Origin of the sequence: Castellaniella sp. S9, assembly GCF_027257175.1 — a bacterium.
Classification (GTDB): domain Bacteria; phylum Pseudomonadota; class Gammaproteobacteria; order Burkholderiales; family Burkholderiaceae_B; genus Castellaniella.
The window spans coordinates 1-25,172 of the sequence record NZ_JAPFGD010000015.1 but is presented as its reverse complement, the minus strand read 5'-3'; the positions used below and the strand labels follow the sequence as shown (position 1 = coordinate 25,172).

Sequence of the window (25,172 nt, the reverse complement as noted above, 5' to 3'; positions counted from 1 at the left end):
CCCATCCCCGCCCGCCCCCGCCACCAGCCGCCAGCCGGCATCCAGGTGATCGCGCAGCTGCGCCACCAGGACCGACGGCGGCAGCGGCGTATTGTCCTGGATGCTGCGGCCCACCCACGACATGTAGAGCTGGTCGCGCGCCGACAGCAGGGCTTCGAGAAACAGATAGCGGTCGTCCTCGCGGCGCGAGCGGTCGCCGGGCCGATAGCGCCCGGCCATCAGGTCGAAATCGGCGGGCACGCGGATGCGCGGATAGGCGCCGTCCTGCATGCCCAGCAGGCAGACGCGCCGAAACGGAATGGCGCGCATCGGCATCAGGGTGGCGAAGGTCACCGCCCCGGCGAAAAAGCGCTGCGACAGCGCCGCCTGGTCGAACTGCGCCAGGCAATATTCAGCCGGAATGTCTGCCGGCATCGGTTCGTCCAGCCCCGCGGCGTCGCAGGCCTCGAACCATTCCTGCGCCGATTCGCGAAAGCGCTTCAGGGTGTAATCGTCCTGCTCGTCTTCGGCGAGGAACAGGTCGGCCTCCAGCTCGAGAAACCGCTGCAGCCACTGCGCCGGCGTGCCGGGAGCAGAGAAAACTCGCCAATGCCGCTCGAGCGCGCCGACCAGCGCATCCAGCGGCCCCAGCAGGGCCGCATCCAGGCCGCCGGGCTCGCCGTACGGTTCGATGCCGTGCCAGGCGGGCGCATCCGGACCGACCGCATACCCCAGCAGCATGCGCCGCAGGCCGAACCGCCAGGTGTGCAGCGCGGCGCCGTCCCCTTCCGGGTCCTGGAACCCCCAATCGGCGCGCTGGGCGGCATTCAGTCCCCAGCGGATATTCGAATCGGCGATCCAGGCATGCAGGGTCGGCAAATCCTGTTCACGAATGCCGAAGCGCGCACGCAACGCCGGCACGTCCAGCCATTCAAGGACGTGGCTCATGCCCACCCGCAGCCCCGGCAGCCCGAGCAACTGCTCGAGCGCGAGCACCAGCGGATCGGCGCGGCGCTGGCCCCGGTCGGCCAACGCGTAGGGAATCGCGCGCGCGTCGTCCGCCTCGTACAGGCCGAAGACCGCCTGTACGTGCGGCGCATAGGCCTCGATGTCGGGCACCATCACGATGACGTCGCGCGGCCGCAGGGTCGGATCCCGGTCGAAGGCATCGAGCAGCCGGTCGTGCAGGATCTCGACCTCGCGCTGAGGGCTGTGGGCGACGTGAAAGCGCAGTGACTCGTCCGCGGCGGGATCGACCGCCGGCCAAAGCCCGCGCGTCTCGGACAGCGGACGCAGGTCGCACACGTCGTCCTGTAATTGCTGCAGCAGGGTCGCCCGCGCCAAGGCCTCGCCCTCCAGCCTGTCGAAGGCGTCGATGCGCCGATGCAGCGCCGCGAACGCGGGACGATAGCCTTCCCGGACGGACGGATCGTCGACGTCGTCGAGCATCCCGATGAAATCCCGGCCCTGCTTGCCCCAGGCCGCCAGCAGGGGGTGCGCATGCTGGTGGATGGCCGCCTCGTCCAGCACCTCGGGCATGCCCGGCCGGCGCGCCTGGCGCCGATAGCGGGCCCGCAACATGTCGCGGTCCGGCACGATGTCGGCCCAGAAATGGGCGCACGGATTGTGCACGCACATGAGGATCTGGGACCAGCGCGCCAACGCCGCCAGGGCTTCCAGCGCCTGGCCCGGCATGGCCGAAATGCCGAATACCAGGATGCGCCGCGGCACGCCTGCCGGCCGGGCGCCGGGCGCTTGCCGTGCGGCCTGCGCCATGAACGCCTCGTGGACGGCTGCGCGACCCAGGGGCCCCGCTCCGTCGCCGACGTCGGCCACCAGCGTGCGCCACAACGCCGGCTGCCATGCCTGCTCCGGCGGCAGCGGCCCGGTCCGGCCACGCCCGTCGATCAGCTCGTCGCGGCCCCGTGCCCAGGCATCGAGCCAATCCGCGCGATAGACCTGGTACTGGTCGAACAGGTCGGCCAGCCTTTCGGCCAGTTGAAAGCGCTTGCGCATGTCGGGATCGTCGGCCAGAAAGCGCGCCAGCGGCGCATACACCGGCTGCCGGGCGAGTTGCGGCAGCAGGCGCATCAGGCGCCAGACCAGCGCCGCCTTGTCCAGCGGCGAGCGCTCCGGCACCAGGGCCGCGCCGAGCACCGCGCGATATGCTTGCCACAGAAAGCGCGACGGCAGCAGAAAATCCAGGCCCGCAGCGATGCCGCAGCCGGTGTCGCGCTGGGCCAGGGCCAGCCGCAGCCACTGCGCAATACCGTTGCTGTGGACGAGCACGACCTCGTCCTCGAGAGGCGCCAGCGGCTCGTGCCGCAGCCAGGCCACCAGCACGTCGCGCAATTGCTCGGCCCGATTGCCGTGCACCAGCATCAGGCCCGGAGTCAGTTCCCCCACAAGCTTCCCGTCGATGATCCTCAGACCCTGCATCATACCGCCGCGCGCCGCCCGCGAAACCCCGAAACCCAGGGCCGAAACCCTCGCGCCGGGCGCCGTCCGACCGCAAAGCGCGCCCTTGGGGTTATCCTATGAGGGCAGCGCCGGGCGCCATGCGCCCGCCCGACCAGACTTCCAACCCAGACCGAGATTGCCGTGAACACCCCCAGCCCCCACGCCCCGCAGACCGGATACGCGACCGCCGCCACCCTGGATGAGCTGCGGGCCAACCTGGCCGACATCCGCGCGCGCATCGACGCCGCCTGTGCCCGGGCGGGCCGCGCCCCCGACACAGTACGCCTGCTGCCCGTGAGCAAGACCGTGGATGAGGCGCGCATCCGCCTGGCCTATGCCGCCGGCTGCCGGGAACTGGGGGAAAACAAGGTCCAGGAGGCCTACGGAAAATGGCAGGCCATGTCCGACCTGCAGGACCTGAAATGGGCCGTCATCGGACACCTGCAGACCAACAAGGCCAAGGTCGTGGCCCGTTTCGCCGCTGAATTCCAGGCGCTCGACAGCCTGCGGGTGGCCGAGGCCCTGGACCGCCGCCTGCAAGACGAAGGCCGCGCGCTGGACGTGTTCGTCCAGGTCAACACCTCGGGCGAGGCCAGCAAGTTCGGCCTGGCGCCCGACGCGGTCCTCGATTTTGCGCGCGCCCTGCCCGCGTTTTCCGCGCTGCGCGTACGCGGCCTGATGACGCTCGCCCTGTTCTCGTCGGATCAGCAGCACGTGCGGCCCTGCTTCCAGCTGTTGCGCACGCTGCGCGACCGGCTGCGGCAGGATGCCCCGTCGGGCGAGCGCTTCCAGGAACTGTCCATGGGCATGTCCGGCGATTTCGAATGGGCGATCGAGGAAGGCGCGACGACCGTGCGCGTGGGACAGGCGATTTTCGGCTCGCGGGCCCTGCCCGACAGCCACTACTGGCCCGAGGGCGCATCCCGCGCGGGCTGAGCCCCCGGCGGCCGGCGCAAGGAGGACACGACATGGCGACAGCGCGCACATGGCCATGCACCCGCGGGATGCGGGCGCTGGCGATGGGCGCGGTATTGCTGCTGGCCGCCTGCGCCGGGCCGGGGTCCCGTGTGGGCACGGCGCCCGGCCCGCGCATCGATCCGGCCCAGCGCACCGAGGTCGTCATGACCGCCCTCAGCCTGCTGCAGTCCGACTACCGCTACGGCAGTGCACGCCCCGCGCGGGGTTTCGATTGCAGCGGCCTGGTGAAATACGTATTCGGCGTGGCGGCCGACGCCGCGCTGCCCCACAACACGGCGCAAATCGCGCGGCTCAGCCGCCCGATCGCGCGCGACCAACTGCGGCCCGGGGATTTCGTGTTCTTCGATACCCTGGGCCGCTCGAACTCGCACATGGGGATCTACATGGGGGACGGCCGCTTCATCAACGCGCCCTCGACTGGCGGCAGAGTACGGATCGACTCGCTGGACAACCCCTACTACCGCCGCCATTTCGAATCGGCGCGAACCCTGTTCGTGGACTAGTGTCCCGTTCGATTAATACTCGTACTCAAATTCGGCGTCTGCGCCGCCCATGCGGCGTTGCAAATCCTCGCGATAGCTACTGCTATCGCTGTGGTTTGCGCCTTGCCTGGGCAACGCATCCATCCGAATTTGAATGTACGGATTAATCGAACGGGACACTAGGAGCGCGAGGGCTTGCCGTCGCGATGCATCGCGCGGGGACCGCGCTCGCGCATCTGATCCAGCGTCTGGCGCTGTTCTGGCGTCAGCACCGCGAGGAACTGCGCGTGCTTTTGCGCCCGCAGCAGCGCCAGTTGCGCCTGGGCCTGGCCGAGTTCCTGCGCCAGGCGCTGGGCCTGCGCCTCGTCGAAGGCGTCCGAGCTGCTGAGCTCGCGCAGCTTGGTCGCCGCGGTGCGTTCGGCCTTGCGCTGGTCATAGAGCGCCTGCGCCTGGTCCTGGCGGATCTTGAAGATCTGGTCGCGCTGGGCCTCGGTGAGATTCAGGGCGCGCATCGCATGCCCCGGCACCATGCCGCCCTCGCCCTTGGCGGCATGACGCATGTGCTTGCCTTGCGGGCCGCAAGCGGTGCCGCCGGGCTGCGCGGACGCGGTCAGCGGCATCGCCAGGGTGGCAGCCAGCGCGATGGAGGAAATGGCGAGGAAGGATTTGGTCTTCATAGAGTGCTCCTAGTGTTGATCCGGATCGCAAACCTCGATCCGCGATGTGCACAGATTACGCACACACTGGGGCGGGAAAATGAATGAAAGATGGAGAAACCGTGAACTCCGTGCCGACCGTGTTCCGGGCGTCAATGCGGCTCGGCATCGTCGGCGGCCTGCAGGTCGAGGCGGTAGCCCACGCCGTAGACCGACCGGATCAGGTCCCCGGGACGGATGGCGCCGAGCTTGCGGCGCAGGTTCTTCACGTGGCTGTCGACCGTGCGGTCGGTGACGACCCGATGGTCGTCGTACAGGCGGTCCAGCACCTGGTCGCGCGAAAAAATGCGGCCCGGCGCGGAGGCCAGCAGGGCCAGCAGCCGGAATTCGACCGGCGTGAGCTCGAGCGCCGTGCCGTCCAGTTGCGCCCGATAGGCGTCCTCGTCGATGACCAGCCCCGCCGCCCGGGCCGCTTCCTGGCCGGCGGTTGCGTCGGGCCGGCTGCGGCGCAGCACGGCCTTGACCCTGGCGACGACCTCGCGCGGGCTGTAGGGCTTGCAGATGTAGTCGTCGGCGCCGAGCTCCAGGCCCAGCAGGCGGTCGATCTCCTCGACGCGGGCGGTCACCATGATGATGGGCACCGCGCTGAACGCCCGGATCTCGCGGCACACGTCCAGGCCGTCCTTGCCCGGCAGCATGAGGTCGAGCAGCACGAGGGCCGGCGACCAGTCCCGCACCTCGCGTGCCGCCTCCAGCCCGTCGCCCAGCCGCCGCGCCTCGAAGCCCGCGGCCTCCAGATAGACGCACAGCAGTTCGGCGAGCTTGGGTTCGTCCTCGATCACGAGTACACGAGCGGGATTCACGGTCGTCCTCCAGGGGGGAAATCGAATTCGAGACGCAGGCCGCCCAGCGGCGAGACCATGGCGCGCGCCGTGCCGCCATGGGCTTGGGCGATGTGCCGGCAGATGGCCAGGCCCAGGCCCGCGCCGCCATGGGCGCGGCTGCGCGAACCCTCGACCCGGAACAGCCGGTCGAAGAGCCGCGGCAGCGCCTCGGCGGATACGCCCGGTGCACTGTCCTCGACGGTCAGGCGCACCCCCGCACGCGGAACCGCCTCGACCGTCACGCGGGCCCGGCCGGGCGCATCGGTATAGCGCAGGGTGTTTTCCAGCAGGTTCGACATCAGTTGCTCGAGGCGGCGCTCATCGCCCTGCACCCAGTGTTCGCGGCCGGCGTCGACGTGCAGGTCGATGCCGGCGCGCGCGTAGCGGTCGCGCAGGCCCTCGGCGACATGCCGTGCCAGCGCCGCGAGGTCCAGCGGCTGCATCCGGTAGCTGAGCGCGCCCGCATCGGCCAGCGAAAGATCGTAGAGGTCGTCGATCAGCGCGCTGAGCCGCAGCACCTCGTGCTGCAGCGAGGCGAGCGTGGCCGCATCGGGCGTGCGCAAGCCGTCCTGCAGCGCCTCGATCTCGCCGCGCAGCACCGCCAGGGGCGTGCGCAGCTCATGAGAAACATCGGCCATCAGATCACGGCGCAGGCGCTCGTTGCGCTCCAAACTATTGGCCAGGCGGTTGAAATCCTCTGCCAGGCGCCCCAGTTCGTCGGTGGCGCCCACCTGGACCCGGGTGCCGTAATCGCCGCCGGCCAGACGGTGCGTGGCCCGGGCGATGCGGCGCACCGGCACCAGCAGCGCCCGCGCCAGCATCAGGCTGACCATGGCGGCCAGCAGCGCCGACAGGCCCACGATCACCCAGGTCGCGCGCAGCTGGCGCGATTGGAAGCGCCGGTCGACCTCGTCGTCGATGGCCATGGCCGGCTGCGGCGGGGTCACCAGCCAGCCGACCAGTTGCCCGTTGACCTCCAGGCGATGGCGCCGCATGCCCGCGCCGGCCAGGATGCGGGGGCCGGCCAGCCAGTCGCCCTGTGCATCGATCAGGCTGATCCTGGGCGGCGGCCCGCCATGTCGCTGACGGCCGAAGGCGTCCCGCTCGTGGTCGACGCCGCGGCTGGACAGGCGCAGGCTGCGCCACCAGCTGTCGCGGTCGTCCTGCAGGAAGCGCCAGCCGCCGGCGCGTTCGTAGTCCGCCTCGAGCATCTCGGCCAGATTGGCGAGCCGTCGGTCCTCGCGCTCGTGGATGTAATCGACGAAATCGCTCTGGAAACTGAACCGCACGGCCATGCCCATGGCCAGCGCCACGACGACGCAGCTGGCGAGTATGGCCAGGAACAGCTTGAAGGTAATGCTGGAACGCAATTATCCTGTCCTATCGAAAATCACATGGATCGCGCATGACGCCCATCATATCCGTTTCGGGGCTGGACAAGGTCTACGCCTCGGGCCTGCGCGCGCTCGACGGGGTCGACCTCCAGATCCGGCGCGGCGAAATATTCGCGTTGCTGGGCCCCAACGGTGCCGGCAAGACCACGCTCATCAGCATCATCTGCGGGCTGGTCAACCCCACCGCCGGCACCGTCCTCGCCGACGGCCACGACATTGCGCGGGACTACCGCGCGGCGCGCGCCGCCATCGGCCTGGTGCCGCAGGAACTCACGACAGACGCCTTCGAGACCGTCTGGAACACGGTGAGCTTCAGCCGCGGCCTGTTCGGCAAGCCGCGCAATCCCGCACACATCGAGAAAGTCCTGCGCGACCTGTCCCTGTGGGAAAAGAAAGACCAGAAGCTGCTGTCGCTGTCCGGCGGCATGAAGCGCCGCGTCCTGATCGCCAAGGCCTTGTCCCACGAGCCCTCCATCCTGTTCCTGGACGAACCCACCGCGGGCGTGGACGTGTCGCTGCGCAAGGACATGTGGGCGCTGGTGCGCGCGCTGCGCGCGACCGGCGTGACCATCATCCTCACCACGCACTACATCGAGGAAGCCGAGGAGATGGCCGATCGCGTGGGCATCATCAACAAGGGCCGGATCGTCCTCGTCGAGGACAAGGCGACGCTGATGCGCAAGCTTGGCCAGAAGCAGCTCATCGTGCGCCTGCGCGAGCCGCTGCGCGGCATCCCCGCGGCGCTGGCCGATTGGCCGCTGTCCCTGTCCGAGGACGGCGCAAGCCTGATCTACAGCTATGGCGTCCCGCCCCGGGACGGCGGCGTGGCCCGCTTGTTCGAGGCCCTGGGCGCCCAAGGCCTGGCCGTCGCCGATCTGGAGACCACCCAGCGCACGCTCGAGGACATTTTCGTCGATCTCATCAAGGAAGCCGCATGAACCTGCGCGCCGTCAGCGCCATCTACCTGTTCGAAATGGCCCGAACCTGGCGCACGCTGCTGCAAAGCATTGTCGCGCCCGTCATTTCCACCTCGCTGTACTTCGTGGTCTTCGGCACCGCCATCGGCACCCGCATCGAGCACATCGGCGAGGTCAGCTACGGCGCATTCATCGTCCCCGGACTGATCATGCTGTCGCTGCTGACCCACAGCATCTCGAACGCCTCCTTCGGCATTTATTTCCCCAAGTTCACCGGCACCATCTACGAGCTGCTGTCGGCGCCGGTGTCGTACTTCGAGGTGCTGATGGGCTATGCGGGCGCCGCCGCCACCAAGTCCATCCTGCTGGGCCTCATCATTCTCGCCACGGCGGGCCTGTTCGTGCCCCTGCGCGTCGACCATCCCGTGGCGATGGTCCTGTTCCTGGTGCTGACCTCGGTGACCTTCAGCCTGCTGGGCTTCATCATCGGCATCTGGGCCGACAACTTCGAAAAGCTGCAATTCGTGCCGCTGCTGATCGTCACCCCGCTGACGTTCCTGGGCGGCACCTTCTACTCCATCGACATGCTGCCGCCCCTCTGGCGCACGATCACCCTGTTCAATCCGGTCGTCTACCTGGTGAGCGGCTTTCGCTGGAGCTTCTACGGGCTGGCCGACGTCAATGTCTGGCTGAGCCTGGGCATGACGCTGGCATTCCTGGCGGCATGCCTGGCGATCATCGCCTGGATATTCCGGACGGGGTACCGTCTGCGGGCCTGAAACGGGATACGGGCTACACTGCGGGGCGTGCCGCCAACCTGACATTTCGGAAATTTCCCATGACACGCTTCGACGACACCCCTTTCAACACGCTGGTCACGCGCTGCGAGCCCCAGTGGCTGGCTTACTGCCAGCATGATTTCGTACGCCAATTGGGCGCGGGCACCCTGCCCCACGAGGCGTTCCGCCATTACCTACGACAGGATTACCTGTTTCTCGTGCACTTTGCGCGCGCCTGGGGCCTGGCGGTCTACAAGAGCCGCGACATGGCCGAATTGCGCCAGGGCCTCGACAGCCTGAAGGCCATCGTCGACATCGAGATGGACCTGCATATCGCCTATTGCGCCGAATGGGGGATCACCGAGGAGGAACTCGGGCTGCTGCTCGAGGCTCGCGAGACGATGGCCTATACGCGTTATGTCCTGGACGCGGGCAACCGCGGGGACCTGCTGGATCTGCACGTGGCGCTGGCCCCCTGCCTGATCGGCTATGCGGACATCGCCAACTGGCTGGCCGCGCAGCCGTTCATCGTGCGCGGCGAGGCCAACCCCTACGAAGCCTGGATCGCCATGTACACCAGTCCCGAATTCCAAGCCGCCGCCGAGGCCGAGCGCCAGTGGCTCAACCGCCGGCTGGCGGACCAGACGCCCGGGCGCCTCGCGGTACTCACGGAAACCTTCCGCGATGCCACGCGCCTGGAGGCCGATTTCTGGCAAATGGGCCTGACGGCCGCGGGCGGATGATCCCGATTCGGGCACGGCCGAGGCGAGGGCCTGGGCCTCGTGCTGCGGCGTCGCCGGTCAGCGCCCGGACCGGGCCCGCAGCCGGCTGCGCAGCCATTCGTACCCGCTGACCAGGAGGATACCCGCCATCACCAGGATCGCGCCCACGACGAATCCGGGATCCAGCGGATCGTCCATCAGCCAGACGCCGAACCCCACTCCGAACAGGGGGGTCATGAACGACAGCACCCCCAGGCGCGAGGCCAGGTAGGTCCGCAACAGCCAGAACCACACCAACAGGCTGCCGAATGCCATCAGCAGGGTCTGGTAGAGCATGCTGGCAACCACCAGCGGCGTGGGCCGGATCCCGGCCTGGCCCGTGGCGGCGGCCGCGCCGATCAGGATCACCGCGGCACCGATCAACTGGAAGATCAAGGTGTGGGTGGTCGGCGCCCGCGCCAGCCGGCTGCAGCGCAGCACCACCGTGGTCGCGCCCCAGGTGGCCCCGGCCAGCAAGCCCAGCAGGTCGCCGATCAGCATGTCGGTGGAGAATGCCGTATCGGCGGACCCCCGATCGTAGAAGGTCACGACGATGCCGAGGAACGCCGTCAGGATGCCGACCCATTGGATGAAGGACAGGCGCTCGGCCGGCAGCTTCCACTGCAGGCCGAGCGCTGCGAAGATCGGCGCGGTATACAGGAACACGGACATGTGCGAGGCGGTCGTATAACGCAGGCCCTCGCCCACCATCAGGTACTCGACCCCGAACAGCACCCCCACCAGGATGCCGGGCCGCCAGCTTCCGTCGGCCCAATCGATCCGCTCGCGACGCCAGCGTATCAGCACGGCCACCAGCACCACCGCCACGCAAGACCGCAGCCCGATCTGCATGATGGGCGCGATGTCGGCGGCCACCGCCTTGAGGGCGACCTGCTGCAGGCCCCAGATCAGGCACAGGACGACCATCAGCCCGCTGGCGCGGGCATCGATGGGCAACGGCGCGCCCGCCCGCGTGCTCATGCCGCCGGGCTGCCGGGGACGGTGGAAACCACGCGGCCGATCAGCGCATGGCGTCCACGGCCCGGGCCAGCGTATCGACGGTGCGCGCCACGTTGTGCAGCTTGTCCAGGCCGAACAGGCCGATCCGGAATGTCTTGAAATCCTGCGGTTCGTCGCATTGCAGCGGTACGCCCGCCGCGGCCTGGATGCCGGCCTGGGCGAACTTGGCAGTGGAGTGGATGCCGTCGTCCTGCGTGTAGCTGACCACCACGCCCGGCGCCTCGAAGCCCGGGGCGGCCACGCTGTTGAAGCCTTTTTCGCGCAGCATGGCGCGCACGGCATCGCCGAGTGCCTGCTGTTCACGGTGCACCTTGTCGTAGCCGTAGGCCTCGGTCTCGTTCATCACGTCGCGCAGGATGCGCAGCGAGTCCGTGGGCAGGGTCGTATGGTAGGCATGGCCGCCGTTCTCGTAGGCCTCCATGATCTGCAGCCACTTGCGCAGGTCGCAGGCAAAGCTGGTGCTGGTGGTCGATTCGATCCGCTCGCGCGCCAGCGGGCTGAGCATCACCAGCCCGCAGCAGGCCGAGGACGTCCAGCCTTTTTGCGGCGCGCTGATCAGCACGTCGGCACCCACCTCGCGCATATCGACCCAGATGGTGCCGGAGGCGATGCAGTCCAGCACGAACATGCCGCCGACTGCGTGGACCGCCTCGCCGATCCGTCGCATGTAGTCGGTGGGCAGCATGATGCCGGAGGCGGTTTCGACGTGGGCGGCGAAGACCAGATCGGGCCGGCCCTCGCGGATCGCCGCCTCGACCTCCTCGATGGGTGGCGGCGCGAACGGGGCCTGGGCACCCGCCTCGGTCTGGCGTGCCTTCAGGACCGTGGTGCGCGACGGAATGTTCCCCGCCTCGAAAATCTGGTTCCAGCGAAAAGTGAACCAGCCGTTGCGGATCACCAGGCAATGCTTGCCGGTGGCGAACTGGCGGGCGACGGCCTCCATGCCGAAGGTGCCGCTGCCCGGGATCACGATCGCCGAGTGGGCGCCGTAGACGGACTTGAGCGTGCGTGAAATGTCCTTCATCACACCCTGAAAGGCGCGGGACATGTGGTTGACCGCGCGATCGGTGTAGACCACCGAATACTCGAGCAGTCCATCGGGATCGACATCGGGCAGCAAACCGGGCATGGCGTTCTCCTGAAAGACGGGTTCCGGCCGATTGTAGATCATCGGACCGGGGGCGCTTGCCCGCCATGGCCGCCGCGTTCCGGCAGCGGCGAAATGCCCGGGAGGCTGCCGTCCGCACTATCGGCCAGTTTTTCACCGAGGAACGTCAGGAATGCGCGCGGCGCGGGCGCCATTCCACGGCGCGACGGATAAACCGCATGCACGATGCCGGGCGGCAGCGACCACCCGGGCAGGACGTGTTCGAGGCGGCCGGCCGCCAGATCCTCGTGGCACATGTAATCCGGCAACACCCCAAAGCCCACGCCGCCGAGGATTGCAAAGCGCAGGGTGATCAGATCGTCTGCCGTGCATGCCGGCCGACAGGTGACCGCATGGCGCTCGCCGTCAGGCCCCGAGAAACGCAGGCGGATGCCGCCCTCGATGCCCGACATGCCCACCGCAGCCATTTTCGCCAAGTCCGCCGGCTCGCGGGGACGGCCGTCACGATCCAGCCGTTGCGGGCTGGCGACCAGTAGCGCGTGGCTGAGCCCGAGCCACTTGGCGATCTCGCTGCCGCTGTCGCCGAGTTCGCTGCGTACCCGCAAGGCGATGTCCACGCCCTCTTCGACCAGATCGACCACTCGATTGCTGACCTGCAAGTCGAGGCGGACCTCGGGATAGCGCCCCAGATACTCGGCCAACAGCGGACCGACCACGGTCTGGGCCAGCGTCACCGGGCACACCACCCGCAAAATGCCGCGGGGCTCGGCGCTGACCTGGGCAAGCTCGGCCCAGGCCTGCTCGGCCTGATCCCGCACCGCAAGGCAATGACGCAAATACTGTTCGCCGGCGGCGGTGAGTGAGAGCTTGCGCGTCGTGCGCTGCAACAGCCGCATGCCCAGTTCGGCCTCGAGCCGCGCGATCCGCCGCGACAGCCGGGACGTGGGCACGCCCAGGGCGCGCGCGGCCGCCGTAAAGCCGCCGCGCTCGGCCACCTCGGCGAAATAGCGCATGTCATTGAGGTCTTGCATGCTTGATTACCACCACAGATAGAACAATCTATGTATTTTATAGCTACTTATCAAATAAATAGTCCTAATGGATAATGTTTTCCATTCACTGACCCTATTTCAAGAAAGGTTTTCCCATGCAAGTCCTGCACATCGACTCCAGCATCACCGGCGCCAGTTCCGTATCCCGCCAGCTCTCGCGCGAAGCCGTCGAACACTGGCTCGCCAGCCATCCCGGGGCCCAGGTGCACTACCTGGATCTCGCGGCCGAGGCGCCCAGCCCGCTGTCGCGCGATGCGCTGGGTTTCCGCCAGCCGCCGACCGGCTCGCCCACCGAGGCCCAGGCGCGGGAAAATGCGGTATCCGAGGCCATGGTGCGCCAGCTGCTGGCCGCCGACGTCGTGGTGATCGGCGCGCCGCTCTACAACTTCACCATCCCGGCGCAGCTCAAGGCCTGGCTGGACCGCGTGGCGCAGGCCGGCCGTACGTTCAAGTACACGGAAAACGGGCCCGTGGGCCTGCTGGGCGACAAGACCGTGATCCTCGCGCTCAGCCGCGGCGGCATTTATTCCACCAGCGAGGCGGGCTCGGCCATGGAACACCAGGAAAGCTACCTGAAGACGATTTTCGGCTTCATGGGCGTCACGGACATCCGTGTCGTGCGTGCCGAAGGCATGGACATGGGCCCCGAAAACCGCGAGCGCGGCTTTGCGCAGGCCCGGCAGGACATCCAGGCACTCGCCGAGGTCCAGGCCGTCGCCTGACCCTCGGCAAGGCGCCCTTTACTTCGCGAACAGCTGGCCGATATCCTTGAACGCCTTGAATTCCAGGGCGTTGCCACAGGGATCGAGCAGGAACATGGTGGCCTGCTCGCCGACCTGGCCCTTGAAGCGCACATAAGGTTCGATGACAAAGGCCGTGCCGAAGGATTTCAGGCGCTCGGCCAGGGCCTCCCATTGATCCCATTCGAGGACGATGCCGAAATGCGGCACCGGCACCGCATGCCCGTCGACCGGGTTGGTGTGCGCATTTTCCTGCGAGGCCGTGCGGGGATGCTCGTGGATCACGAGCTGGTGGCCGTAGAAATCGAAGTCCACCCACTGATCGCTGGAGCGGCCTTCTTCGAGGCCGAACACCTCGCCGTAGAAACGGCGAGCGGCGGGCAGATCATAGACGGGAATGGCAAGGTGAAAAGGCGACAGGCTCATTTGGGTTTCCATGAATATTGATTCCTCAATCTTATCAGGCGACGAGGCAATGCGCGGCATACAATGACGCCAGGCGGCGCCCTGGCCGCCGTAGCGTACAAGCAAGGAATCAGCCATGAATGCGTTGACCGCGGCCCTCGAGCTCGAGGCTGGGGCGCTGTTGCCCGAACTGGAGGCCGTCTACAAGGACCTGCACCGCAATCCCGAACTGTCCATGCAGGAATTCCGCAGTGCCGGGATCGCGGCCGATCATCTCGAGGCCGAGGGCTTCGAGGTCACGCGCGGCGTCGGCGCAACCGGTGTGGTCGGCGTGCTGCGCAACGGCGAGGGCCCGACCGTGATGCTGCGCGCCGACATGGATGCCCTGCCCGTCACCGAGGCCACCGGCCTGCCCTATGCCAGCACGGTCAAGGTGCGGGACGAGGATGGCACCGAGGTGGGCGTCTCGCACGTCTGCGGCCATGACATGCACATCGCCTGGCTGATGGGCGTGGCACGGGTCCTGTCCCGGCATCGCGATGCCTGGCACGGCACCGTGCTGGCGGTCTTCCAGCCCGGCGAGGAGACCGGGCGCGGTGCCCAGAGCATGATCGACGACGGCATGCTGGAGCGCTTCCCCAAGCCCGACGTGATCCTGGGCCAGCACGTCGTGGTCGGCGAAGCGGGTACGGTGGGCTATCGCAGCGGCGTCATCCTGTCCGCGGGCGACAGCCTGAAGGTCAAGCTATTCGGCCGTGGCGCGCACGGCTCGCAGCCGCAGACCGCCATCGATCCGGTCATCATGGCCGCCGCGACCGCGATGCGCCTGCAGACCATCGTCTCGCGCGAGATCGCGCCCAGCGACACCGCCGTGCTGACCATCGGCTCGCTGCATGCGGGTGTACGGGAAAACATCATCCCGGAGGACGCCACCCTCAAGCTGAACATCCGCACCTACGACGAGGACGTCCGCAGCACCATGCTGGCCGCCGTCAGGCGCATCTGCTGCGCCGAATGCATGGCCTCGAACGCCCCGCGCGAGCCCGAATTCACCACCATCAGCTCGTTTCCGGTGACCCGCAACGACGTCGAATCCACCGAGCGGATCGCGCTGGCCTTCAAGGCGCAGTTCGGCGAACGCGCCTTCGAGACCCCGCCGGCCGGCGCCAGCGAGGACTTCAGCCTCTTTGGGCGGGCCTGGAAGACGCCTTATGTCTTTTGGTTCGTGGGCGGCACCGACCCTGGGATCCATGCCCGGGCCAAGGCCGCCGGACAGCTCAACACCTTGCCCAACAACCATTCGCCCAAGTTCGCGCCCGTGATCCACCCCACGCTGAACGCCGGTCTGCAGGCCATGCTGACGGCGGCATCGGTGTGGCTGTGCAGGCCGGGGCCGTCGCGATAGAGGGCCGGGGCGCGTTCGAGGTCCCGGACGCCGGCGTGGGGGCCAATGAATGTGCGCGTAGAGCATCACCAGTTCGTAGACGCCCACGGCCACGCCCACGCCATGCACGATGTAGCGGCATGCCCGGTACGGTTCAGAGGCCCACGAGCCGGCTCGTGGGGCGAGGCGCCGCCTTCATTGCCGATGACAGTGAAATAAAATCCAACAGGCGGTGAAAGGAACCGTCAATCGGGACTTGCACGACGCCCGCAGCGGCAAGCGGCTCAGGCGCGCATGGCCTTCAGGGCCTCGGCCCAGCGCAGCAATTCGTCCAGCATGGTCTTGGCCGATGCATCGATCAGTTCGTTCGAGGCGAACGCGCCGTCGTCGCCGATGTGGCTGGCGACCATCGGCACCGCCACGCCTTCGGCCATCGGCATCATCTTGAGGGTGGTGACGTGCAGCCGTTCCATCTGGACCGCCCGCAGGCCGCCGGACACCCCGCCATAGCCCACAAAGCCGCAGGGCTTGTAGTTCCATTCCTTGTAGAGGAAATCCAGCGCATTGACCAGGGCCGGCGGCGGACTGTAGTTGTATTCCGGCGTCACGAACACATAGGCGTCGGCGGAGGCCACGCTGGCGCTCCAGCGCTTGGTGTGGTCGTGCTCGTACTGCTGCATCCGGGGATGCACCGGCTCGTCGTACAAGGGCAGCCCGACGTCGGCCAAGTCGACGAGCTGCGCATCGAAGCCGCCGTGCTGTTGGGCGAACGCATGAAACCAGCGGGCCACCGACGGCCCGACTCGTCCGGGACGCGTACTGCAAACAATGGTTTGAAGCTTCAAGGCCATGATTGTTCCTCTTTTGAAGATGAAGGCCCATCATCATAAACCGAGGGCGCATGCTAGCATGGGGCTTCGGCCCGATGCGGGCTTCCCGATCGGGACCTGCCCGCCCCCATGAAAATCAATACCCAGACCGCCCTCATCTCGGGCCTGCTCCGTGTCCTGTCCACCTTGCCATACGGACTGGTTGCCCGAGTCGGCGAGGCTTTGGGGTTCCTGCTGTACCTGATCCCGGGCAAGCGCAGGCATATCCTGGATACCAATTTGCGCCTGTGCTTCCCGGAGCAAACCGAGCAACAGCGCAAGCGCCTGGCGCGCACCAGCTTCCAGCACGTCATACGCGGCTACCTGGAACGCGGCGTGCAATGGTACGGCAGCGCCGAGGCCATTACGAGCCTGGTGGAGCTGGACAGCGCCATCGACCTGCAGGACCATTACGACCAGCCCACCATATTCCTGGGATTTCATTTCGTCGCGATCGAGGCTGCCTGTATGTATTACTCGATACTGCACCCGGTGGCGTCCATCTACACCCCAATGTCGGACGGCGCGGCCGATGCGATCTCGAGGGGGCAACGCGCCCGGTTCGGCACGATGATGATCCCGCGCCACGGCAGCGCGCGCGACATCCTGGAGGTGTTGAAATCCGGCAAGCCCATCATGCTGGCCGCGGACATGGATTTCGGGCTGCGCGATTCGGTATTCGTGCCGTTCTTCGGCGTGCAGGCCTGCACCCTGACCGCCGTGTCGCGCCTGGCACGACTGAGCGGCGCGCGCGTCGTGCCCTTCATCTCGGAGGTGCTGCCCGGCTATCGTGGCTACAAGCTGCGGATCTACCCTGCCCTGCCGACATTTCCCAGCGGCGACAGCCGGGCCGATGCGCTGGCGATGAACCAGTTCCTCGAGGCGCGCATCCGCGAGACACCTGATCAATACTACTGGGTGCACCGCCGTTTCAAGCGCCGCCCGCAGGGCGAGGCACCGGTTTACTGAAACGCATCCGGGCATCCCGGCAGGATGCCGGAGGCGTTTGTTCCATTGTGCCGGGCCGGGCTGAAAACCATCGCGGCCATGAGTCCAATCCGGTCCGTTGGGCCGTATTAACCAGGTGGTGAATACGCGGCTACACTTGCGATCACGATTGGAAGGAAAGGAATTTCATGACAGCGCATGTCATCGCCCGGCCCGCGCAGCGGGCACCCACGCCACACACTGGCACGCCGCAGAAGCCGCGCCGCTCACCATGCGGTCCGGCGGTGGTTCTATGAAGCACCGGTCCGCCGACCTGCTGTTGACCGCCAGCGCACCCATCGTCTGGGGCAGCACGTACATTGTGACCACGGAATTCCTGCCGGGATTCGAGCCCATGACCGTGGCTGTGTTGAGAGCCCTGCCCGCCGGGCTGCTGCTGCTGTTGATTGCGCGACAGTTGCCAAGCGGGATCTGGTGGCTGCGCAGTCTCGTGCTCGGCGCCCTGAATTTCTCGGTGTTCCTGAGCCTGCTGTTCGTCGCCACCTACCGCCTTCCCGGCGGCGTTGCCGCCACGGTCGGAGCGATCCAGCCGCTGCTCGTTGCGCTGCTCGCGCCAGTGCTGCTTGGTACGCCGTTGCGCATCAAGTCCTTGGTCGCCGGACTGGCCGGCATCATGGGCGTCGGGCTGCTGGTGCTGGCGCCGGAGTCCAAGCTGGACGGCCTGGGCGTCGCGGCCGCATTGGGCGCCGCCGCGTCGATGGCCCTGGGCAATATCCTGGTGCGCCGATGGCGGCCCTCTGTTTCCATGGTCACCCTCACGGCTTGGCAGCTTTGCCTGGGCGGGCTGCTGCTGGTTCCCCTGGTGCTGCTATTTGATCCTGTCATTCCGGCTCTGAGTCCGACCAATCTACTGGGTCTCGCGTGGCTCGGGGTGATCGGCAGCGCGCTGACCTACACCCTATGGTTCCGGGGCATCGGCCGCATCAGCCCCGTGATCGTGTCCTCCCTGCTGTTCCTGAGCCCGCTCACCGCCGTATTGTTGGGATGGGTTTTTCTGGGCCAGAGCCTAGGCGCCATCCAATTGGCCGGGATCGGCGTGATCTGCGCAAGCGTCTGGGCGGGCACCCGACCGTCAGGGACGCTCAACCCACGCCGCGCTGTAAACTCGGAAGCCTGAAGAAGCCGGCATGCGCGGCGACGTCGAATGAGAGGTAAACGACAGTGAATCTGACTTATCAGTGGCTCCACGACACGGTACGCGCGCGTTTCGATTCCAATGCGGCCATGGAGGCCTTTCTACCCCAGGCGCTACCACCCGAGGAATTGAGGCGCAAGAGCGACGATCGCTACCTGTCCGCCATGACGCAACGCGTGTTTCAAGCCGGCATCCAGCATTCCGTGGTCGATGCCAAGTGGCCCGCCTTCGAGGCCGCCTTTTCAGGCTTTGACCCCACGACCATGGTTGCGCTGAGCGATGCGGACATCGAGCAGCACATGCAGAATACGACCCTCATCCGCCATCGCGCCAAGATGCAAACCATTGCGCAAAATGCCCGGTTCATCCTGGACGTCCGTCAGGAACAGAGCGGCAGTTTCGGCGCATTCATCGCCGATTGGCCGGTCACCGACATCATCGGCCTGTGGCGGCTGCTGGCCACACGCGGCGCCCGGCTGGGCGGGCGTTCGGCGGCCGGATTCCTGCGCCTGGTCGGCAAGGATACTTTTCTGCTGACCAGCGACGTGGTCGCGCGCCTGGTGGCCGCGGGCGTCGTGACGCGCGAACCGTCGGCGCAACGCGATCTGCAGGCGGTGCAAGAGGCGTTCAACGCCTTGCACGCGGCATCCGGCAGGCCGCTGTGCCAATTATCGGCCCTGTGCGCATTGAGCATCCATCCGGCTTTCTAAGACAGCGGGTTTATTTGTCCGATCCCAGTGAGGCCTGCGCCAGCCACTCACGAGGGGACATGCCCACCTTGGCCGAGAACGCGCGCGACAATGCGGAGGGATTCGCATAGCCGAGCGTCTCGGCGAGGACCTTGATGGGTCGCCCTTCGCGCAGCTTGTTCTGCGCGAGCGCAATGCGCCAGTCATTCAAGTAATCCGCCGGCGTCTGGCCCACCACCTCGCGAAAGGTATTGGCAAACGCCGTACGCGACATGCCGGCGCGCTCAGCCATGCGGCCCACCGGCCAATGCTCGCCCGGAGCGTCGTGCATGGCAACCAAAGCACGCGCCAGACGGGGATCCGAGAGCCCGGTGATGAAACCGGGGCGCACCCCTGCCTCCAGGGGGTGATCGAGCAGCCAGCGCATCAACTGGATCACAACGATTTCGAAGATCCGATCGACCAGCAACCTCTGGCCGCAGCGGATTCGATGGGTTTCGTCAAATAGCAATTCGAGTGCCAATTCCAGACCCGACACCCGTGCCAGCGGCAATGCAATCAGAGAGGGCAGCGCCCGTGCAAGCGGGTTGTAGGGTCCACCGTCGAAGTTCAGCCGTGCGCAGGTGAAATCCGCCCCCTCCACTGGCGGGTTGTGAAAGCGATGCGTGAAGGGGCGCGGATACAGCAACAAGGCCGGTTCGTCGAAGCGCATCGACCGGGGCGCCTCACGCGTATCCGGATGGCTGACCTCCAAGCGGCCGCGGCGCAACACGTGCAGATAGCCATGCCCATCGCAAGCGTCGAAGTGATTGAGTCCGCACAATGCGCCGGAGTGATGGAACTGGGCCTGCACCCGGAACCGTTCGAGAATGCCCGAGAGGCGGTCTATCGGAGAAGAGGTCGGAGAAGAGGCGCACATATGAACCGAATGATATGTTTTATGGATTTATTAACACATATCGTACGATTAATCGGGGCATACTGTCCACGTCGCGTCGGGTGACTGGCTGCTACCCGACGAGATCGCCCAACAGGCCTTGCTTCGCAGACTGTTTTCCCTGACCAGCCTGACTTCCTCCAGGAGTTCGATATGTCCCGCGTCAACATTCAAACCCACCTCGTCCCCGCCGCAAGCCAATCCCTGCTGGCCCAGATCCAGCAAGCCTTCGGCGCCACACCCAATATGTTCAAGGCCGTGGCCAACTCCCCTGCCGCCCTGCAGAGCATGTGGTCCGCCTTCGGCGCATTGGCTCAAGGGACGCTGGGCGCCAAGCTCGGGGAGCAGATCGCTGTGGCGATCGCCAACCGCAATCGCTGCGAATACTGCTTGGCCGCCCACACCGTCCTCGGCCAGAATGCCGGGGCATCGGCCGCCGAAATGTCCGCCGCCCAGGCGGGCCATGCCGATGATGCCAGGACCACCGCGGCCTTGGCTTTTGCCCTCAAGGTCGTCGAGCAGCGTGCGCAGATGGCGGATGCCGACATCGCCAGTCTGCGGGAGGCGGGTTTCGGAGACGAACAGATCGTCGAGATCATGGCGCATGTCGCTCTGAATCTCTTTACCAACTACATCAACCTTGCCTTGGACGTACCGATTGATTTTCCCAAGGTCGCGCTGAAAGATGCCTGATGGTATCGCTCAGCGTATTTACGAAGCGCTGGACGCTTGGCGAAACATTGTCACTGCGCCAGACAGCCAGCGTTTCAACCTGGTGGTCCACCCCGGCCAAAGGTCTGATGGCCAGGCCCTGACGTTGAATGCTACGCACGCATGAAGAGTAGAGCGAGACGCCGATATTGGCTGAAACAAGGCCGAAGATGCCGTCACTGGTGGACGCTTCCTGAACCACATTCGGCGAAAAGCCGGCTTCCCGGCACGCAGAGAACACGATATGCCTGAATGCCGCCCAGCTGTCCTTGGAGCCCAGGACAAAAGGCTCATCCGCCAGATCCTTGAGGGAAACCGTTTCTTGCCGGGCGAGCGGGTGGCCGTCCGACAGCAAAGCCACCAAAGGATCGAGCATCACGGAGACGGAATTGACACCCTTGCTTTCAAAGGGCCCGATCAACAAGCCCACGTCAATGTGGCCGGCCAGGATCTCCTCCTTTTGAACGACAGTGGGTACGTAGCTCAATTCCACCCGCACCCCCGGATGCTCACGCCGGAAGGTTTCCAGTATGCGCGGAAGCGGGCCATTGATGGCAAAATCCGTATAGGCCACCGCGACATTGCCCGCGTTGCCCAAGGCCGCGCTGTGGGTTCGCATCACACCGCGCTCCAGCAGCCTCAGCACCTCCCGGCTTTCCGCCAGAAATACCCGACCGGCTTCTGTAAGCTCGACGCTGCGCGTCGTTCGCTGCAGAAGCTCTACACCGATATCGTCCTCCAGTGAGCGGATCAACCGGCTGAGGGCGGGCTGGGTCATGCACAGGCGCTCGGCCGCACGCCCGAAGTGCAGCTCCTCAGCCAGCAGGACGAAGGCGCGGAGATGTCGCAACTCAAAGCGCATAGCCATATAGGGCCTCACCCTGTTTTGAGTAGCGATCATACCATTATGACATTCAGCTCAAACAGCCCATCATATCGTCCAGATCTTGAAACTTGACTCGCGGCCTGTTTTGCTCGTGGCCAGCCGCCAATTCTTGACTGTCAATATTGATCCAGTCGCTCCAAGAGGTGAAGTTGATATTTCTCTCTCTGAGGACATCGATGATATCCGCCTTGGCCGGTGCCGCAACACAATCATCGTCTGAGGTTTTCCAGCTTTTCAGCAATGCGGCGACCGTTTCCGCCGAGTCCTGGCGGTTGGTGCCCACCGTGCCGGATGGGCCGCGCTTGGCCCAGCCCGTCACAAACTCCTTGGGAAGAACCACCCCATCGTCATCGATGATCCGCCCGTTGATATTTGGGACAATTGATTTTTGTGCATCGAACGGCACGCCGGGAACCATTGAAACAACATTGCCAATAGCCGAAAATATGGCATCCACGGAAATCCGGCAGCGCCCTTCATCAGAATCCGGCTTAGACGATCCATGACGCAGGACATTATTTCTACATAAGTCCAGCCACTCGACGGACTCTTTTCCGCCGATGGATGCCACTGAGTGCCAGAATTTGATGTGAATTTTCTTTTCATACCCGGCTTTCGGCCGTTCCGCAATGGACTTCAGGATATTCATATTCAGGCGGCATTGCTGATTATTGTTTACATAATCGGCCTCATCATCGGTGAGCCTCAAGTCCTCCGGATCAATGATGATATCCACATTTTTCAAGTGGCCGAGTCCACGCAGCTCGACCGGCGTGAATCTGGCCTGAGCAGGGCCTTTGCGCACCAAGAGGTAAACCTCCCGGACGGCGTTGCGCTCGAGTTCCCGCAAGATGCTATCGGGCACATCGGTCGACCTGACGACATCCATCTCGTTGATCAGCATCCTGACGACGTCCAAGGCAACGTTGCCGCCGCCCACGACCGCCGCTTTGGAGAACCTCAGCGAAAAATCTGAAATTCGCCTGAGAGGATGCCCGTTGTACCAATCCACGAAATCCATCGCGCTGAAGCTTCCCTCCAGGCCTTCTCCGGGAACACGCAAATATTGTCTGCCCGCCGCCCCTGTTGCATATATGATGGAATCGTAGTGCCGCAACAGGTCGTCTCTATTCAAATCGACGCCAAAATCAACATTTCCGATGAATCGGAGATTGCTGAATTCATCGATCAATCCGGAAAAAACCTTGGACACCGTCTTCATCCGCTGATTATCCGGGGCGATCCCGTACCGAACAAGGCCGAATGGCGTAGGCAGTTTATCGATGATATCTATCTGGCCGGAGAAATGTTTGAGCAACTCAAGCGCCGCGTAGAATCCCCCGGGTCCGGCGCCGATTATCGCCACTCTCTTGGATTGCATATCATCCCCATCCGCTCAGTGGTTTTTACAGGCACTATGCCTTTCCGGAAGCCCGGCCACCAGCTTCGTATCAGAGCCATAGCTGCCGATCGGCGCAGCCGCACCCGGGGAACCGAGTGGTTCAGTCTTTCCATCCAGGATCTCCGAGAAGAATCTAGTATTATCGGCTATATACTCCCTCAGATTGTCTGGCACGTCCTCGTCAAAGAAGATGGCATCCTCTGGGCACGCCGGAACACAGGCTCCGCAATCTATGCATTCATCTGGTTGGATATACAATGAGCGCACCCCCTCATATATGCAATCAACTGGGCATTCCTTCACGCATTCCTTGTGTATGCAGTCGATACACGCCTCAGTGATGATGTGGGGCATCTTGTGTCTCCTGATTTATTTATATTTCATGATCGATTCGGGGCTTACCGCCACACCCGAGGCCTATGGAAATCGGCCTCAGACAAAAACCAAGCGGTAAGCCCTCACAAGGCTGGCTACCTCAACAGCGTATCCAACGGCGCTATGGAATGGTACATTTCACCAGCCCATTTCGGTTCTCGCCCCTTGGGGTCGAGCTCGAACGACTGGGTTTCCGCCAGTAGCGCTTTTATTGTTTCCGCCGCCTCGACGCGACCGACATAGCGGCCCACACAATAGCCAGCCCCGAAACCCAGTGCGAAATGGGTGGTTTGCTCCCTTTCCGGGTTGAAGCTGTAGGGGCATTCCCATTTTTCTTCGCTTCGGTTCGTCAGTGGCGTAATGACATAGATTCCATCGCCGGCTTTCATCTGGGTTCCGTTGAGATCGACATCCTTCAGGACCGTCCGGCGAATAGTCCTGAAGGGGGTCAGATAGCGCAGCCCTTCCTCAACATAGTTTTGTACCTCCTGCGGATTTGCCCGCAACCTCGCCTGCAGGTCCTGGTCGCGTGCAATGATGTATAGCAGTCCTCTCAGCAAAGGCTTGGTTTCATTGTCCAGACTGCTCCAGCACAAAGTCATGACATCTCTTTCACCCCAGTCTGGGAAGACAGTCGGCCCTTCCGCCCAGAACCTGCTGATCAAATCATCCCGCGGATTGTCACGCCTGTCCCTTATGGTGGGCAGAATGAGCTGCGTGATCGCCTCGAGTGCCTTTTGACCGTCTTGCGCGATTTTACTGCTCAGCGGAATCCCTTCCCTGGCATGCAGCTCCTCCTTCCATTTGGCGCGAATCTGCATCTGTTGATTCAGATTCCGCATAAAATTTTCATCGGAAGTGTCGATACCGAGAAATTTGCTGCCGATGTACATCGGTACCGTATCCGCGTATTCCACAGCCAATTCGGCCGATCCTTTCGCCACGAGCTGCGCGGCCAATCCCCGCGCCAGCTCAAACGCCATCGGGCGGATCAATTCGGCAAAATCCTCCCCGGTGAGGCGCATATGCATGGCATGAAGGCGACGATGGTCTCGCCCGCTCAGATTCAATAAGTGCCGCCCCCAGAATTCGGTCGCCCCTTCGCGCTCTGGAATATCCCTCCAGAATGTTTCCGCCTCCTTGAGGATGCGGAATCCTTCTTCGTAGCCGGTAACGACCCAGGCATTCCTATCGGAATGCCAATATACCGGCGCCTCGCCGATCCACTGAGAGAATCCTTCTCTGATTTCTTTATCCAATTGGCTATCAATAGCGATAGCAGTGGCTGCTGTCATCTCCTGCTCCTTTTGTCAAAACAATCCGAAAAAGTCGTGTGATTCACTTCGCGTGCGTGAATACACCTCGCCCTTACTGCCTCTTCTTGCCTGGAGGTACTCATCGATGGAATTATTGGTACCCATGCTAGCATGGGTATAAGGGGATTTGATAATAATACGGTACATATATATACCGTTTATGGTATCAATTAAACGAAATAGAAATTGCCGTCGGCACCTTGTACGCCGTCGATGCACTCGATGTGCTGCCGCGCGTCGTCCCCGACCTTCGCATTGCTGTGGAAGGTCTTCTGGTCAGTCTTGAACCTGCCCGGCACGAACCGACAAAGGCCATGTGACCGTTCGCCGGGCGGTGGGACCTCCCCATTCCTTGCGCAAGATATCCGCCAGGGCCTCCACAGGATTGGATCCCAGCGCCTTCTCCGCGGCCTTCACGGCCGACCAGGTGTGGAGATAGCCGATGAGATCGTCCAGGCACCACTGCGCTTGGATGGCCAGTGGCGCAAGCGCGACCTCCTTGAAAGGGAACGGCAGACTGCGGTAGCCGTCTTCCACGTGGTGGCGCTCCGCAGGCCAATAGGGGCCGACGGTGTCGTAGTAGAAGCGCTGCACGGCCAGATCCACGGCGCCCGCGACATGCAGCACGCCGTAGGTGATGAGTGCAACGGCGGCCTGCGGTCGGGCTACACGCCGCACCTCTGCATAGATGTTAGCGCCGGTGTAATACTGACCCCCGGGGGGTGCGGACGTTTTCTTGGACGGTTTAAACGGAGATCAACCCCAGCGCCTGACGATACTCCACGGGGCTACGTCCGCCAAGTGAGACCTTGATGCGACGTTCGTTGTACCAGCGGATGTAGGCG

General features: G+C 64.7%; 27 protein-coding genes. 11 read left to right on the top strand and 16 right to left on the bottom strand.

Features of this window, described 5'->3' with window-relative positions; translation table 11 throughout:
- On the bottom strand, nt 1-2,385 hold a 2,385-nt coding region (gene recC, locus OOZ48_RS18185), incomplete at its 3' end, for an exodeoxyribonuclease V subunit gamma (protein WP_269500236.1).
- 195 nt (nt 2,386-2,580) lie between these two features.
- Here recC and OOZ48_RS18180 point away from each other — a divergent pair.
- Entirely contained in the window at nt 2,581-3,375 is a 795-nt protein-coding gene (locus OOZ48_RS18180; RefSeq protein WP_269500235.1) for a YggS family pyridoxal phosphate-dependent enzyme, read from the top strand.
- Nucleotides 3,376-3,407: 32 nt separating this feature from the next.
- Nucleotides 3,408-3,920, top strand: a complete 513-nt coding sequence (locus tag OOZ48_RS18175) for a C40 family peptidase (protein ID WP_269500234.1) — start codon at nt 3,408-3,410, stop codon at nt 3,918-3,920.
- 158 nt (nt 3,921-4,078) lie between these two features.
- On the opposite strand, the gene OOZ48_RS18170 is transcribed toward OOZ48_RS18175, so the two are convergent.
- The 3 genes from OOZ48_RS18170 to OOZ48_RS18160 all read right to left on the bottom strand — a co-directional run bounded on the left by OOZ48_RS18170 (nt 4,079) and on the right by OOZ48_RS18160 (nt 6,809).
- Entirely contained in the window at nt 4,079-4,576 is a 498-nt protein-coding gene (locus tag OOZ48_RS18170) for a Spy/CpxP family protein refolding chaperone (protein WP_269500233.1), read from the bottom strand.
- Nucleotides 4,577-4,707: 131 nt separating this feature from the next.
- Complete coding sequence (locus OOZ48_RS18165; protein ID WP_269500232.1) at nt 4,708-5,418, bottom strand: response regulator; 711 nt, start codon at nt 5,416-5,418, stop codon at nt 4,708-4,710.
- Nucleotides 5,415-6,809, bottom strand: coding sequence for an ATP-binding protein (locus tag OOZ48_RS18160; protein ID WP_269500231.1), 1,395 nt, complete (start codon nt 6,807-6,809; stop codon nt 5,415-5,417). Before OOZ48_RS18160 ends, OOZ48_RS18165 begins: the two co-directional genes overlap by 4 nt.
- A gap of 35 nt (nt 6,810-6,844) precedes the next feature.
- On the opposite strand from OOZ48_RS18160, the gene OOZ48_RS18155 reads away from it, so the two are divergent.
- Genes OOZ48_RS18155 through tenA form a run of 3 tightly spaced genes read left to right on the top strand, consistent with a single transcriptional unit; the run spans nt 6,845 to nt 9,272 of the window.
- Nucleotides 6,845-7,771 (top strand): ABC transporter ATP-binding protein, encoded by a 927-nt coding sequence (locus OOZ48_RS18155; protein ID WP_269500230.1) that lies wholly within the window; start codon nt 6,845-6,847, stop codon nt 7,769-7,771.
- Entirely contained in the window at nt 7,768-8,529 is a 762-nt protein-coding gene (locus OOZ48_RS18150; protein ID WP_269500229.1) for an ABC transporter permease, read from the top strand. Before OOZ48_RS18155 ends, OOZ48_RS18150 begins: the two co-directional genes overlap by 4 nt.
- Before the next feature lie 59 nt (nt 8,530-8,588).
- Nucleotides 8,589-9,272 carry a thiaminase II gene (tenA, locus tag OOZ48_RS18145; protein WP_269500228.1) on the top strand — a complete coding sequence of 228 codons (684 nt, stop codon included), beginning with the start codon at nt 8,589-8,591 and terminating at the stop codon, nt 9,270-9,272.
- Nucleotides 9,273-9,329: 57 nt separating this feature from the next.
- Here tenA and OOZ48_RS18140 read toward each other — a convergent pair whose 3' ends face one another.
- From OOZ48_RS18140 to OOZ48_RS18130, 3 genes are read right to left on the bottom strand one after another with little or no spacing between them, the layout of a single operon-like run.
- Nucleotides 9,330-10,271 (bottom strand): DMT family transporter, encoded by a 942-nt coding sequence (locus tag OOZ48_RS18140; protein ID WP_269500227.1) that lies wholly within the window; start codon nt 10,269-10,271, stop codon nt 9,330-9,332.
- Between the two features lie 40 nt (nt 10,272-10,311).
- Nucleotides 10,312-11,439, bottom strand: a complete 1,128-nt coding sequence (locus OOZ48_RS18135; protein ID WP_269500226.1) for an aminotransferase class V-fold PLP-dependent enzyme — start codon at nt 11,437-11,439, stop codon at nt 10,312-10,314.
- A gap of 38 nt (nt 11,440-11,477) precedes the next feature.
- Complete coding sequence (locus OOZ48_RS18130) at nt 11,478-12,449, bottom strand: LysR family transcriptional regulator (RefSeq protein ID WP_269500225.1); 972 nt, start codon at nt 12,447-12,449, stop codon at nt 11,478-11,480.
- 116 nt (nt 12,450-12,565) lie between these two features.
- Here OOZ48_RS18130 and OOZ48_RS18125 point away from each other — a divergent pair, with 116 nt between their 5' ends.
- The gene (locus OOZ48_RS18125) at nt 12,566-13,192 is read left to right on the top strand and encodes an FMN-dependent NADH-azoreductase (protein WP_269500224.1); all 627 of its coding nucleotides are present in this window, start codon (nt 12,566-12,568) and stop codon (nt 13,190-13,192) included.
- Between the two features lie 18 nt (nt 13,193-13,210).
- Here OOZ48_RS18125 and OOZ48_RS18120 read toward each other — a convergent pair whose 3' ends face one another.
- Complete coding sequence (locus tag OOZ48_RS18120; protein ID WP_269500238.1) at nt 13,211-13,636, bottom strand: VOC family protein; 426 nt, start codon at nt 13,634-13,636, stop codon at nt 13,211-13,213.
- Nucleotides 13,637-13,751: 115 nt separating this feature from the next.
- Between OOZ48_RS18120 and OOZ48_RS18115 the strand changes: the two genes are divergently transcribed.
- Nucleotides 13,752-15,020, top strand: coding sequence for an amidohydrolase (locus OOZ48_RS18115; protein WP_269500223.1), 1,269 nt, complete (start codon nt 13,752-13,754; stop codon nt 15,018-15,020).
- Between the two features lie 263 nt (nt 15,021-15,283).
- Here OOZ48_RS18115 and OOZ48_RS18110 read toward each other — a convergent pair whose 3' ends face one another.
- Nucleotides 15,284-15,850 (bottom strand): NADPH-dependent FMN reductase, encoded by a 567-nt coding sequence (locus OOZ48_RS18110; protein WP_269500222.1) that lies wholly within the window; start codon nt 15,848-15,850, stop codon nt 15,284-15,286.
- Between the two features lie 108 nt (nt 15,851-15,958).
- On the opposite strand from OOZ48_RS18110, the gene OOZ48_RS18105 reads away from it, so the two are divergent.
- From OOZ48_RS18105 to OOZ48_RS18095, 3 genes are all read left to right on the top strand, one after another.
- The gene (locus OOZ48_RS18105; protein ID WP_269500221.1) at nt 15,959-16,837 is read left to right on the top strand and encodes a lipid A biosynthesis lauroyl acyltransferase; all 879 of its coding nucleotides are present in this window, start codon (nt 15,959-15,961) and stop codon (nt 16,835-16,837) included.
- A 271-nt stretch (nt 16,838-17,108) separates the two neighbouring features.
- Entirely contained in the window at nt 17,109-17,993 is an 885-nt protein-coding gene (locus OOZ48_RS18100; RefSeq protein ID WP_269500220.1) for an EamA family transporter, read from the top strand.
- Between the two features lie 44 nt (nt 17,994-18,037).
- Nucleotides 18,038-18,721: a DNA-3-methyladenine glycosylase I gene (locus OOZ48_RS18095; RefSeq protein WP_269500219.1), complete on the top strand. Its 684-nt coding sequence runs from the start codon at nt 18,038-18,040 to the stop codon at nt 18,719-18,721.
- 10 nt (nt 18,722-18,731) lie between these two features.
- On the opposite strand, the gene OOZ48_RS18090 is transcribed toward OOZ48_RS18095, so the two are convergent.
- Complete coding sequence (locus OOZ48_RS18090; RefSeq protein WP_269500218.1) at nt 18,732-19,619, bottom strand: AraC family transcriptional regulator; 888 nt, start codon at nt 19,617-19,619, stop codon at nt 18,732-18,734.
- 171 nt (nt 19,620-19,790) lie between these two features.
- On the opposite strand from OOZ48_RS18090, the gene OOZ48_RS18085 reads away from it, so the two are divergent.
- Complete coding sequence (locus OOZ48_RS18085) at nt 19,791-20,330, top strand: carboxymuconolactone decarboxylase family protein (protein WP_269500217.1); 540 nt, start codon at nt 19,791-19,793, stop codon at nt 20,328-20,330.
- Here OOZ48_RS18085 and OOZ48_RS18080 read toward each other — a convergent pair.
- From OOZ48_RS18080 to OOZ48_RS18055, 6 genes are all read right to left on the bottom strand, one after another.
- Nucleotides 20,272-21,216, bottom strand: a complete 945-nt coding sequence (locus OOZ48_RS18080; protein WP_269500216.1) for a LysR substrate-binding domain-containing protein — start codon at nt 21,214-21,216, stop codon at nt 20,272-20,274. The genes OOZ48_RS18085 and OOZ48_RS18080 overlap by 59 nt on opposite strands.
- Nucleotides 21,217-21,262: 46 nt before the next feature.
- Nucleotides 21,263-22,615, bottom strand: a complete 1,353-nt coding sequence (locus tag OOZ48_RS18075; RefSeq protein ID WP_269500215.1) for an FAD-dependent oxidoreductase — start codon at nt 22,613-22,615, stop codon at nt 21,263-21,265.
- A 15-nt stretch (nt 22,616-22,630) separates the two neighbouring features.
- The gene (gene fdxA, locus OOZ48_RS18070) at nt 22,631-22,990 is read right to left on the bottom strand and encodes a ferredoxin (RefSeq protein ID WP_269500214.1); all 360 of its coding nucleotides are present in this window, start codon (nt 22,988-22,990) and stop codon (nt 22,631-22,633) included.
- Nucleotides 22,991-23,106: 116 nt separating this feature from the next.
- Nucleotides 23,107-24,306 (bottom strand): cytochrome P450, encoded by a 1,200-nt coding sequence (locus OOZ48_RS18065; RefSeq protein WP_269500213.1) that lies wholly within the window; start codon nt 24,304-24,306, stop codon nt 23,107-23,109.
- Between the two features lie 297 nt (nt 24,307-24,603).
- Nucleotides 24,604-24,921, bottom strand: a complete 318-nt coding sequence (locus tag OOZ48_RS18060) for a hypothetical protein (protein ID WP_269500212.1) — start codon at nt 24,919-24,921, stop codon at nt 24,604-24,606.
- A 151-nt stretch (nt 24,922-25,072) separates the two neighbouring features.
- The coding region (locus OOZ48_RS18055) for an IS3 family transposase (protein WP_269500237.1) at nt 25,073-25,172 on the bottom strand (100 nt) is incomplete at its 5' end.

Bases quoted from the DNA above. Each gene is read 5' to 3' on its own strand.
- OOZ48_RS18120 (WP_269500238.1), bottom strand. From the start codon at position 13,636: ATGAGCCTGTCGCCTTTTCACCTTGCCATTCCCGTCTATGATCTGCCC.
- tenA (WP_269500228.1), top strand. From the start codon at position 8,589: ATGACACGCTTCGACGACACCCCTTTCAACACGCTGGTCACGCGCTGC.
- OOZ48_RS18125 (WP_269500224.1), top strand. From the start codon at position 12,566: ATGCAAGTCCTGCACATCGACTCCAGCATCACCGGCGCCAGTTCCGTA.
- OOZ48_RS18135 (WP_269500226.1), bottom strand. From the start codon at position 11,439: ATGCCCGGTTTGCTGCCCGATGTCGATCCCGATGGACTGCTCGAGTAT.
- OOZ48_RS18080 (WP_269500216.1), bottom strand. From the start codon at position 21,216: ATGGCTATGCGCTTTGAGTTGCGACATCTCCGCGCCTTCGTCCTGCTG.
- OOZ48_RS18155 (WP_269500230.1), top strand. From the start codon at position 6,845: ATGACGCCCATCATATCCGTTTCGGGGCTGGACAAGGTCTACGCCTCG.
- OOZ48_RS18130 (WP_269500225.1), bottom strand. From the start codon at position 12,449: ATGCAAGACCTCAATGACATGCGCTATTTCGCCGAGGTGGCCGAGCGC.
- OOZ48_RS18075 (WP_269500215.1), bottom strand. From the start codon at position 22,615: ATGCAATCCAAGAGAGTGGCGATAATCGGCGCCGGACCCGGGGGATTC.
- OOZ48_RS18105 (WP_269500221.1), top strand. From the start codon at position 15,959: ATGAAAATCAATACCCAGACCGCCCTCATCTCGGGCCTGCTCCGTGTC.
- OOZ48_RS18140 (WP_269500227.1), bottom strand. From the start codon at position 10,271: ATGAGCACGCGGGCGGGCGCGCCGTTGCCCATCGATGCCCGCGCCAGC.
- OOZ48_RS18115 (WP_269500223.1), top strand. From the start codon at position 13,752: ATGAATGCGTTGACCGCGGCCCTCGAGCTCGAGGCTGGGGCGCTGTTG.
- OOZ48_RS18150 (WP_269500229.1), top strand. From the start codon at position 7,768: ATGAACCTGCGCGCCGTCAGCGCCATCTACCTGTTCGAAATGGCCCGA.
- fdxA (WP_269500214.1), bottom strand. From the start codon at position 22,990: ATGCCCCACATCATCACTGAGGCGTGTATCGACTGCATACACAAGGAA.
- OOZ48_RS18100 (WP_269500220.1), top strand. From the start codon at position 17,109: ATGAAGCACCGGTCCGCCGACCTGCTGTTGACCGCCAGCGCACCCATC.
- OOZ48_RS18170 (WP_269500233.1), bottom strand. From the start codon at position 4,576: ATGAAGACCAAATCCTTCCTCGCCATTTCCTCCATCGCGCTGGCTGCC.
- OOZ48_RS18065 (WP_269500213.1), bottom strand. From the start codon at position 24,306: ATGACAGCAGCCACTGCTATCGCTATTGATAGCCAATTGGATAAAGAA.
- OOZ48_RS18175 (WP_269500234.1), top strand. From the start codon at position 3,408: ATGGCGACAGCGCGCACATGGCCATGCACCCGCGGGATGCGGGCGCTG.
- OOZ48_RS18090 (WP_269500218.1), bottom strand. From the start codon at position 19,619: ATGTGCGCCTCTTCTCCGACCTCTTCTCCGATAGACCGCCTCTCGGGC.
- OOZ48_RS18085 (WP_269500217.1), top strand. From the start codon at position 19,791: ATGTCCCGCGTCAACATTCAAACCCACCTCGTCCCCGCCGCAAGCCAA.
- OOZ48_RS18110 (WP_269500222.1), bottom strand. From the start codon at position 15,850: ATGGCCTTGAAGCTTCAAACCATTGTTTGCAGTACGCGTCCCGGACGA.